General features: G+C 47.4%; 10 protein-coding genes. 3 read left to right on the forward strand and 7 right to left on the reverse strand.

Going from position 1 to position 9,671, the window contains the following annotated elements:
* Window positions 1-701 (forward strand): M15 family metallopeptidase (locus tag VN105_RS17235; protein ID WP_325642771.1); only part of this gene is annotated, 701 nt, incomplete at its 5' end.
* Here VN105_RS17235 and VN105_RS17240 read toward each other — a convergent pair.
* The 6 genes from VN105_RS17240 to leuC form a co-directional block, all read right to left on the reverse strand.
* Entirely contained in the window at window positions 647-1,036 is a 390-nt protein-coding gene (locus tag VN105_RS17240; protein ID WP_325642772.1) for a hypothetical protein, read from the reverse strand. The two genes, VN105_RS17235 and VN105_RS17240, sit on opposite strands and share 55 nt — an antisense overlap.
* A gap of 297 nt (window positions 1,037-1,333) precedes the next feature.
* Window positions 1,334-2,839, reverse strand: coding sequence for a 2-isopropylmalate synthase (locus VN105_RS17245; protein ID WP_325642773.1), 1,506 nt, complete (start codon window positions 2,837-2,839; stop codon window positions 1,334-1,336).
* 26 nt (window positions 2,840-2,865) lie between these two features.
* A complete protein-coding gene (gene leuB / locus VN105_RS17250; RefSeq protein WP_325642774.1) occupies window positions 2,866-3,945 on the reverse strand; it encodes a 3-isopropylmalate dehydrogenase in 1,080 nt (359 codons plus the stop codon).
* A 38-nt stretch (window positions 3,946-3,983) separates the two neighbouring features.
* Complete coding sequence (gene leuD, locus VN105_RS17255) at window positions 3,984-4,583, reverse strand: 3-isopropylmalate dehydratase small subunit (RefSeq protein WP_325642775.1); 600 nt, start codon at window positions 4,581-4,583, stop codon at window positions 3,984-3,986.
* Window positions 4,584-4,596: 13 nt separating this feature from the next.
* Window positions 4,597-5,346 (reverse strand): methyltransferase domain-containing protein, encoded by a 750-nt coding sequence (locus VN105_RS17260; protein WP_325642776.1) that lies wholly within the window; start codon window positions 5,344-5,346, stop codon window positions 4,597-4,599.
* Window positions 5,347-5,357: 11 nt separating this feature from the next.
* The gene (gene leuC, locus VN105_RS17265) at window positions 5,358-6,755 is read right to left on the reverse strand and encodes a 3-isopropylmalate dehydratase large subunit (RefSeq protein ID WP_325642777.1); all 1,398 of its coding nucleotides are present in this window, start codon (window positions 6,753-6,755) and stop codon (window positions 5,358-5,360) included.
* A 153-nt stretch (window positions 6,756-6,908) separates the two neighbouring features.
* Here leuC and VN105_RS17270 point away from each other — a divergent pair, with 153 nt between their 5' ends.
* Together VN105_RS17270 and VN105_RS17275 are read left to right on the forward strand one after the other, a co-directional pair.
* On the forward strand, window positions 6,909-8,462 hold the full coding sequence (locus VN105_RS17270; protein WP_325642778.1) for a hypothetical protein: 1,554 nt from the start codon (window positions 6,909-6,911) through the stop codon (window positions 8,460-8,462).
* Window positions 8,463-8,479: 17 nt separating this feature from the next.
* Window positions 8,480-9,058: an NADPH-dependent FMN reductase gene (locus tag VN105_RS17275; protein ID WP_325642779.1), complete on the forward strand. Its 579-nt coding sequence runs from the start codon at window positions 8,480-8,482 to the stop codon at window positions 9,056-9,058.
* Here VN105_RS17275 and VN105_RS17280 read toward each other — a convergent pair.
* A partial coding sequence (locus tag VN105_RS17280) for a hypothetical protein (RefSeq protein ID WP_325642780.1) occupies window positions 9,037-9,671 on the reverse strand: 635 nt, incomplete at its 5' end. The two genes, VN105_RS17275 and VN105_RS17280, sit on opposite strands and share 22 nt — an antisense overlap.

The raw sequence follows: 9,671 nt of genomic DNA on the forward strand, positions 1-9,671 counted from the left end.
CCATCTCCAGCCAGCTGTATGCCCAGAAAATACCGGTTAATAAATACGGACTGGCGGTGCTGGGCACCAAACAACAATATGACCAGTTGGTAAAAGCCGACAGCAACCAGCAGCTGGTAAACCTGGAAAAATATATCCCGGGCATTAAAAAAGATGTACGTTACGCTACTACCAATAACTTCACCAAACAACAACTATACACCAGCACCGGTATCTACCTGCGCCTCCCTGCCGCAAAGGCGCTCCAAGCCGTGCAGGAATCGCTCCGCAAAAAAGGATATGGTCTGCTCATTTACGATGCCTACCGTCCTTATCATGTAACGGAAGCCATGTTTAAAATAGTTCCCAACGACCTGTACGCGGCAGATCCCCGCAAAGGATCGGGGCATAACCGCGGCGTAGCCATAGATCTCAGTATGGTAAACCTGAAAACAAACAAGCCCGTGGCCATGCCTACGGACTTCGACGATTTTACCATGAAAGCGCATCAGAACTACATCCCGCAAGATCCCGCCGTAGCGGCTAACCGCAAATTGTTAAGAGATACCATGCGGCAACATGGCTTTAAGGGAAGTTCTACAGAATGGTGGCACTTCTATCTCCCCGATTATAAAAAATACCCGCTGATGGACATCGCCATCGGCGATCAGGGTATTGTTACTGTATCCACACGATTGGCAATTCCCTCCCACTTCAGGTAATAGGTGCCATTACCGGGAGGAGTAAAAGCATAGGTTTTTGTTTGTCTGGTATAAGCCTGGGTACAGGGGGTACAGGTATTAAGGATGTATTCCGCTTTGACTACCACGGTGTCCCCGTTCTTTGACGTTACTATTTTATTGATGGCGTAGCAGGAATTATTGAAAATGCAGCTTACATCATAAAAAACGCCGTTCTGTCCATTTACATTATTGGTGCTTTTCCCCAGGTATTTGGCTTCCTGGATGGGTATCCATCCATATTGGGAGCAATTATCCGCTTCTTTGCTGCAAGCGGTAAAAAATAAAATAACCAGGAGTAAGGGAATTGTTTTCATCAGGGTTTATTTCTCTCCTGTAAAACGGAGCGGGCTTAACAAAAGTTACAGCGGGTAGATCGCCTTCGGCGATGAAAATTGTCTTGGAGCAAGATTACGCTGATTATACTGATTAGCTGGATTTTTATTTATCAGATTTTCTTCTGTTTGATTTTAAACATTAGGGGAGATAAAAGCAAATAACATATCCGCTTTTATCTCCCCTAATCCTTTAAAAAATCTCAAAACAAAAATCCAGCTAATCAGTATAATCAGCGTAATCTTGCTCCAAGACAATTTTCATCGCCGAAGGCGATCCTAGTATATTTTATTCAGTGCGTCTACGTATGCGTGTACGGAAGCGTTCACGATGTCGGTAGAAATACCGAAGCCGTAGTACGACTGCCCGTTATGCTTCACGCGCATATTTACTTTGCTTACATCTTCACTACCGCCGCGCATGGATTGAATATTAAATTCATCCAGTTCAATATCGTCTTTAATGATATCGTGGATAGCGTTGATGGTAGCATTTACAGGACCATTACCCGCGGCGCTGGCTTCTTTTTCTTCGCCGTTAACACGCAGTTTAACGGTGGCCATCGGGCGAAGCGGATCGCCGCATACCACCTGCAGTAAGGTTACCTTAATGGCATTATCGCCATAGGTTTGGGCATCGCCGTCACCCATCAGTTCCAGCAGGTCGGCGTCTGAAATTTCTTTTTTAGTATCTGCCATCAGCAGGAAGCGCTGATACACGTCGTCGATGTTCACCTTTTCCAGGTTGTATCCGAGCCTTGATAAGTGATGCTTCAGTGCATGACGGCCGCTGCGGGCAGTGAGGATAATGGAGTTGGAATTGATGCCCACGTCTTCCGGGTTCAGGATCTCGTAGTTTTCGCGGTGTTTCAGTACGCCATCCTGGTGGATACCGGAGCTGTGTGCAAAAGCGTTGCGGCCCACAATAGCTTTGTTAGGCTGTACCGGCATGTGCATCATGGTTTCTACGAGATTGCTGATTTCGTAGATGCCTTTTGAATTGATCTGGGTATGATATCCTAACGCATGATGCGTTTTCAGGATCATGGCCACTTCTTCCAGGGAGGTGTTACCGGCGCGTTCACCGATACCATTAATGGTACATTCCACCTGGCGCGCGCCGTTCATAACACCTGCAATGGTATTGGCAGTAGCCAGGCCAAGGTCGTTATGACAGTGAACGGAGATGATGGCTTTATCGATATTGGAAACATTGTCTACAAGATACTTAATCTTTGCGCCGTACTGGTCGGGCAGGCAGTAGCCATTGGTATCGGGGATATTAACGGTGGTAGCACCGGCTGCAATCACGGCTTCGATCATGCGGGCCAGGTATTCGTTGTCAGCACGGCCTGCATCTTCTGCATAAAATTCCACATCATCGGTAAACTTGCGGGCATAGGATACAGCGGCTACTGCACGTTGTAAAATTTCCTCGCGGGTGCTGTTGAATTTGTATTTAATGTGCATATCGGAAGAACCGATACCGGTATGGATACGTTTACGTTTTGCAAAGCGTAAAGCATCCGCTGCAGCGTCGATATCTTTATTATTGGCGCGGGTAAGCGCGCATATTACCGGTTCAGTAACGGCTTTGGAAATTTCCACCACGCTCTGAAAGTCGCCGGGACTGGAGATCGGGAAACCTGCTTCAATAATATCTACGCCGAGTGCTTCGAGTTTTTTGGCTACTTCAATTTTTTCAACGGTTGTCAGCTGACAGCCGGGGACCTGTTCTCCATCACGCAAGGTGGTATCAAAGACGTATACACGATTTTTATCCATGATAGTGTAATAATTTTATTGAATGATTAATTCAGATTCTCTAATACTTTGGCGCCCATAGCATCGGTGCCCATAATGAAATCGTTCACCGTGTGTTTATTCGCGATGTCCATTGTTCTGTAGCCTTGTCTGAGCGTAGCTTCCACCGCCTTGATCACACGTTGTGATTCTGTTTTCAGGCCAAAGGAAATATCCAGCATGAGAGCGGCAGATAAGATAGAAGCCAGCGGATTGGCAATGCCTTTACCGGCAATATCATGTGCAGATCCGTGGATAGGCTCATAAAAACCGGTGCTGTCACCCACAGAGGCAGATGCCAGCATCCCCATTGAACCGGCGATCTGTGAGGCTTCATCGGTAAGGATATCGCCAAACAGGTTGCCGGTAACTACCACATCAAAGCGTTTGGGATCCTTGATGAGCTGCATGGCGGCGTTGTCGATGAACATATGTTCTGTTTCCACATCAGGATATTCCTTTGCTACTTCCTGCATCACTTCCCTCCACAGGCGGCTTGCTTCCAATACGTTTGCTTTATCCACAGAGCAAAGCTTTTTGCGGCGGGTGCGTGCAGCTTCATATGCTTTACGGGCAATACGCTCCACTTCATAACGATGATAGATCATCAGGTCGGAAGCTGTGTTACGATCGGCAGTCCTGATCTTTTCACCGAAGTATACATCGCCGGTGAGTTCGCGGAAAAAGAGAATATCTGAACCACGAAGTATTTCAGGTTTAATGCTGGATGCCTCCAGCAGTTCATCAAACAACTTTATCGGGCGGAGATTCGCATACAATCCCAGTTCTTTCCTGATCTTTAGCAAACCTTGTTCAGGCCGCACTTTCAGGGTAGGATCGTTATCGTATTTAGCATGACCAATAGCGCCGAAGAGGATAGCATCGGAATTTCTTGCTTTCTGCAATGTTTCTTCAGGCAGCGGATCCCCGGTGGCTTCAATGGCTACGTGGCCCATAATACCTTCTTCGAAGGTGAAAGTGTGATGATAATTTTTGGCTATCGTTGTCAGCACTTTTTGTCCCCATGCCGTCACCTCCTGTCCGATCCCATCTCCGGGTATAACTAGTATTTTCTTCTCAACGCCCATATTTGTTTTTAGCTTTTTAGTATTTAGCTTTTTGATGATTAGAAATTATATGTTCTTGTGGTTTCGTATTGTTCTATTTCTTTACGGAGGCTCAGCAGGTAATCAATATCATCATACCCGTTGAGCAGGCATGTTTTTTTGTACTGGTTGATATCAAAGTTTTCCATTTCGCCGGTGCTTACAATTTTTATGAACTGGTTTTCCAGGTCTACTTCCAGCTGTGCTTTAGGATCAGCGGCTATGGCTTTAAAGATACGGTCCAGGAAACCTTCTGATACCTGGATGGGCAAAATAAAGGTGTTAAGGGCGTTATTTTTAAAGATATCTGCAAAAAAACTGCTTACCACTACTTTAAAACCAGCATCCGCAATGGCCCATGCAGCGTGCTCCCGGGAGGAGCCGCAACCAAAGTTTTTACCGCCTACCAGGATCTGGCCGCTGTAAACAGGATTGTTCATTACAAAATCAGCCTTCGGTGTATTATCGGCGTTATAGCGCCAGTCGCGGAACAGGTTTTCACCAAAACCTTCCCTGGTGGTGGCTTTCAGGAAGCGCGCCGGGATGATCTGGTCGGTATCTATATTTTCGATGGGTACAGGTACCGCAGATGAAACGAGGTGTTGAAATATTTTACTCATGTTGATTTCCGGTTTAAATTTTTGTGGCGGCTACTCTCAGGCGCACATAATCTGCATACAATTCGCCGTTCTTCATCAGGTGTGGCGCCAGTTCATGTTGTACCTGCTGCAGGATGGCGTTCTTATCTTTTTCCGGTACACCGGCAAAGAAGTGGGCGCCAAACATTTCCAGCCAGTCGCTGATGCCTGTTTCCGGGTTCACCAGTTTCGAAGGGCGGTCGAAAAAGTGTACCCTGTCTATTTTAAAGCCCTCCTTTTCCAGGAGCGTGGTATATTCCGCCGGGGAAGGGAAATACCAGAAGGGTTCGTAGGTATATCCCCGCTGCTGCATCGCCTTTTCCAGGTAGATAAGGATCTGCTGCACATTGCCTTTGCCGCCCATTTCAATCACCAGCCGTCCGCCTTTCTTCAGCTGTGCATACATCCGGCTGATGGCCTTTTCCTTTTCGCGTACCCAGTGGAGGGTGGCGTTGGAAAAGATACCGTCGAATTGTTGTGGCAGGGAAAAGGTAGTAGCGTCGGCCACTTCAAAGGTAATACCCGGAAAGTGTGCGCGGGCGCTTGCTATCATGGCGGCGGAGGCGTCTATTCCGGTTACAGCGGCGCCTTTCTGTGCCAGCTGTGCGGTGAGCTCTCCTGTGCCGCAGCCCAGGTCCAGGATGCTTTCCCCGGATTGTGGCTGCAACCAGTCAATCAGGCTGTTGCCGTATTCAAACACGAAGGCGTGTTTCTCTTTGTATAAGTCAGCGTTCCATTGATCCATAGCGTTCGGCTTTATATTAACTGTCTTACGTCTGTTACTTTACCCGTAATGGCTGCGGCAGCCGCGGTGAGCGGGCTGGCGAGGAAAGTACGGGCATTGGGTCCCTGCCGGCCTTCAAAGTTACGATTGGAGGTGGAGATGCAATACATGCCTGCGGGCACTTTGTCTTCGTTCATGGCCAGGCAGGCGGAGCAACCCGGTTCACGCAGCTGGAAACCTGCTTCAGCAAATATTTTGTCGATGCCTTCTTCCATTGCCTGGGCTTCTACCTGTTTGGAGCCAGGAACGATCCATACCACTACATCATCAGCTTTGTGTTTCCCTTTCACAAAGTCGGCTACCAGGCGTAAGTCTTCAATGCGGGAGTTGGTACAGCTGCCAATAAACACATAATCCACTTTTTTACCCAGCAGTTCAGCGCCGGGTTCCAGGTCCATATACTCCAGTGATTTTTTGAAAGATGGTCTTTCTTTTTCGTCGAGCTGCTCCAGGGCAGGGATATGGCGGGTAACGCCCATACCCATACCAGGATTCGTACCGTAGGTGATCTGTGGTTCTATATCGGCGGCGTCAAAGGTGAGCACCTGGTCAAATTCGGCGTCGCTGTCGGAGTACAGGGTTTTCCAGTATTCGAGGGATTTGTCCCAGTCCGCTCCTTTGGGAGCAAACTCGCGGCCTTTAATATATTCGAAAGTAATATCGTCTGGTGCGATCAGTCCCCCGCGGGCGCCCATCTCAATACTCATATTGCAGATGGTCATACGGGCTTCCATGCTGAGGCTGCGGATAGCTTCCCCTGCATATTCCACGAAGTAACCGGTAGCGCCGGAGGCGGATATTCTGGAGATGATATAAAGAATGATGTCTTTAGAAAGTACGCCCTTGCCCAGTTGCCCGTTCACTTCTATCTTCATCCGCTTAGGTTTGTATTGCAGGATGCACTGGGTGGCCAGCACCTGTTCCACTTCGGAGGTGCCAATACCGAAGGCCACCGCGCCAAAGGCCCCGTGGGTGCTGGTATGGCTGTCGCCGCAAACAATTGTCATGCCCGGCAGGGTAATCCCCAGTTCGGGTCCTATTACATGTACTATGCCCTGGAACCGGTGGCCCAGGCCATACAGCTCCACGCCAAACTCAGCGGTATTTTTAGTGAGCATTTCTACCTGGCGGCGGCTCAATGCTTCCTTAATGGGCTGATCCTGGTGCAGGGTGGGCACGTTGTGATCGGCGGTAGCCCTGGTTTTAGCGGGGCGGAACACGGGGATGCCACGCTGGCGGAGCCCGTCAAATGCCTGGGGACTCGTCACCTCATGAATAAAGTGCGTGTTGATATACACGGCATCGGGATGCCCCGGCTTGCTCACCACGATGTGGCTGTCCCAGATTTTATCGAATAACGTTTTTCCCATCCTTTTGCTTCCTTTTATAATTGTTTATACCTTCAAATCTAATGGTCATTAATTAATTGCCATATCGCTAAATTTGCTTTAATTACAACCTTTAAACACAGCCGATACACATTAACGCACTGTTTATCAATTATTTACAAGATTTTAATAACGATGCCCAACAGTCAAAGTGATGCATTATTCATATTAATAAAAACCTTAACAAAAGCCGAAAAACGCAATTTTCAGCTGGCGTTCAATAAAAACAACACCAAGGAAGACGTCCTTTTTATCCAGTTGTTCAATACGCTGGACAAAATGAAGGACTACGATGAAGAGCAGATCCTGAAAAAAATAACAGATATAAAAAAGCAGCAGCTGTCTAACGTAAAAGCACATCTTTACAAGCACCTGTTATCCAGCCTGCGGCAGCTATATAAACAAAAGGACCCCCTGATCGACCTGCGCGAGCAACTGGATCATGCGCGGGTACTGTACAATAAAGGACTGTATAACCAGAGCCTGAAAATACTGGCCAAAGCCAAAACCATGGCGCTGGAACAGGAAGAGGTGATGCTCACCTATGAAATTGTGGAGTTCGAAAAACTGATTGAATCCCGTCATATTACACGGAGCCTGGAAAACAGGGCGGAGGTACTGAGTGCGGAATCCAGGCAAATTGAGCAGCAGCTCACCAATATCAGCCGCCTCTCTACCCTTTCCCTACGGATGTATGGCCTGTATCTGAAGCTGGGTCATGCACGCAACGAGCGCGACGCTGAAATGGTGAAGTCCTTTTTTGAAAGCCAGCTGCCGGCGCTGCAACATGCGCATATGAGCTTTTACGAAAAAGTGTACATGTACCAGGCATCAAGCTGGTACTATTATATTTTGCAGGACTTTGTGATGTATTACCGCTACACGCAGAAATGGGTGGACCTGTTCCGCAAATACCCTTCACTGCAGCAAACGGATATGGACCTGTACATCAAAGCGCAGCATAACCTGCTCACGGCGCATTTTTATACTTCCAACTTTGAAAAGTTCAAGACAGCGCTGACCGACCTGGAGGAATTTATCCGCGATAACCAGGATAATTTTCATGAAAATACCCGCACTTCGGCCTTTGTATACCTGTATACCGCCAAAATAAACCGCTACTTCCTGGAAGGCACGTTCAGCCAGGGTTTGGCGATGGTGCCAGAACTGGAAACGGAGATCACTAAACATACGCTTAAGATAGACCAACACCGCGTGCTGGTATTCTACTATAAGATTGCCTGCTTATATTTTGGTAGTGGTGATAACAATAAAGCTATCGTTTATCTTAATAAGATCATCAACTTAAAGATCGGTAACCTACGGGCGGATATCCAGTGCTTTGCGCGGATCCTGCATCTCATTGCACATTATGAACTGGAGAATTACAGCCTGGTGGAATACCTGATCAAATCTGTTTACCATTTCATTTCCAAGCATAAGGATCTTGGTTTGGTGATGGAAGAGATCATGAAATTCCTCCGCCGTTATATTTACGCCAATCCCAAAGCATTACGCAATGCTTTTGTGGACCTGAAAGACCGGCTGGAGCAGATTTCAGAAGATCCGTATGAACGCCGTTCCTTCCTTTACCTGGATATCATTTCCTGGCTGGAAAGTAAGATAGAGGGCATACCGGTACAGGAAGTGATCCACCGGAAATTTGTAAATAAAGAGAAACGCATTTAAATAAAATATACGAGCATATGTCTGCCGAAAAACACTATCACTTTGTTGCCCTCTCCGGCAGTTTACGGAAGGGTTCTTACAACACTATGGCACTGAAAGCGCTGCAACAACTGGCGCCCTCCAACATTACCGTTGAACAGGTATTCTTTGATAAGATCCCGATGTATAATGCCGACCTGCATACAGAGCAGTTGCCGGAAGAAGTAGTGCCGCTGGTACACAAGATAAAGGAATCTGACGGGGTGATCATTGTTTCACCGGAGTACAACTACTCTATTCCCGGTGCACTGAAAAACGCGATAGACGTGGTTTCCAGGCATCCGGACAAACCTTTCAGTGAAAAAGCGGTGGCTATTATGGGCGCCTCACAGGGTCAGATAGGTACTGCGAGAATGCAATACCATTTACGCCAGGTAATGGTATTCCTGAATGCATTTGTGATCAATAAACCTGAGATCATGATCAGCAGTGCCCAGCACAAATTTGATGAAAACGGCAACCTCACCGATGAATTTCTTATTAAACAATTCCCGCTGCTGCTGCAGTCGCTGGCCCGGCTGAGTGATAAAATGGGTCATGAACCTGCTTCTATATAAGGTTCATAAGTACGGTATTTTGTAAAGAAGATGATGGCCGACGCTGTTTGCAACAGCAGAACAGCCGGCCATTCATAATGACCGAGCACCATAAACAGCACAATGAAAGAAGTGAGCATGGTATAACGTACATGCACCTCCGGGTTCATTTTCGGGAAAAACAGCATGGTACGGAACAGGATCAATAACGACAATGCCGTGCAGAAAACCGTTATCAGCCCCCACGGCGTTGTTTTCGTATATGCATTAACGGTAATGATGATCATCTCCGGTAAAAAAGTAATTACATACACGCCGATTAGCCGCATATAGTGAGAGAACAAACGAACAGGAAGGTTCTCCATAAAATTGAGATAGGTATCATCAAAGGCGCGGTGATGCACCATCAGCTGCATATGTGTAAGCACGCTGATCATTACGCCCAGCTGCAGCCCCCGCAGGTCAAAATAATCGCCCCTTGTCATAATCAGGAAAGTAAGCCACAATACGCCCGCAGATACCAGCTTGGTGCTCACAATACGGCGTGGGAAGCTGGTAAACAGCTCATACAGGAAAAACAATACCGGCGGTTTTGTAAAATGCCGGTTCATCCACCGTTGCAGGTGGCCGGTGA

The organism is Chitinophaga sp., from assembly GCF_035564935.1.
Taxonomy (GTDB): Bacteria; Bacteroidota; Bacteroidia; order Chitinophagales; family Chitinophagaceae; genus Chitinophaga.

Excerpts from the sequence above, each read along its gene's own strand:
- leuD (WP_325642775.1), bottom strand. The coding sequence starts at position 4,583 with ATGAGTAAAATATTTCAACACCTCGTTTCATCTGCGGTACCTGTACCC.
- VN105_RS17240 (WP_325642772.1), bottom strand. The coding sequence starts at position 1,036 with ATGAAAACAATTCCCTTACTCCTGGTTATTTTATTTTTTACCGCTTGC.
- VN105_RS17270 (WP_325642778.1), top strand. The coding sequence starts at position 6,909 with ATGCCCAACAGTCAAAGTGATGCATTATTCATATTAATAAAAACCTTA.
- VN105_RS17260 (WP_325642776.1), bottom strand. The coding sequence starts at position 5,346 with ATGGATCAATGGAACGCTGACTTATACAAAGAGAAACACGCCTTCGTG.
- VN105_RS17275 (WP_325642779.1), top strand. The coding sequence starts at position 8,480 with ATGTCTGCCGAAAAACACTATCACTTTGTTGCCCTCTCCGGCAGTTTA.
- VN105_RS17245 (WP_325642773.1), bottom strand. The coding sequence starts at position 2,839 with ATGGATAAAAATCGTGTATACGTCTTTGATACCACCTTGCGTGATGGA.
- leuB (WP_325642774.1), bottom strand. The coding sequence starts at position 3,945 with ATGGGCGTTGAGAAGAAAATACTAGTTATACCCGGAGATGGGATCGGA.
- leuC (WP_325642777.1), bottom strand. The coding sequence starts at position 6,755 with ATGGGAAAAACGTTATTCGATAAAATCTGGGACAGCCACATCGTGGTG.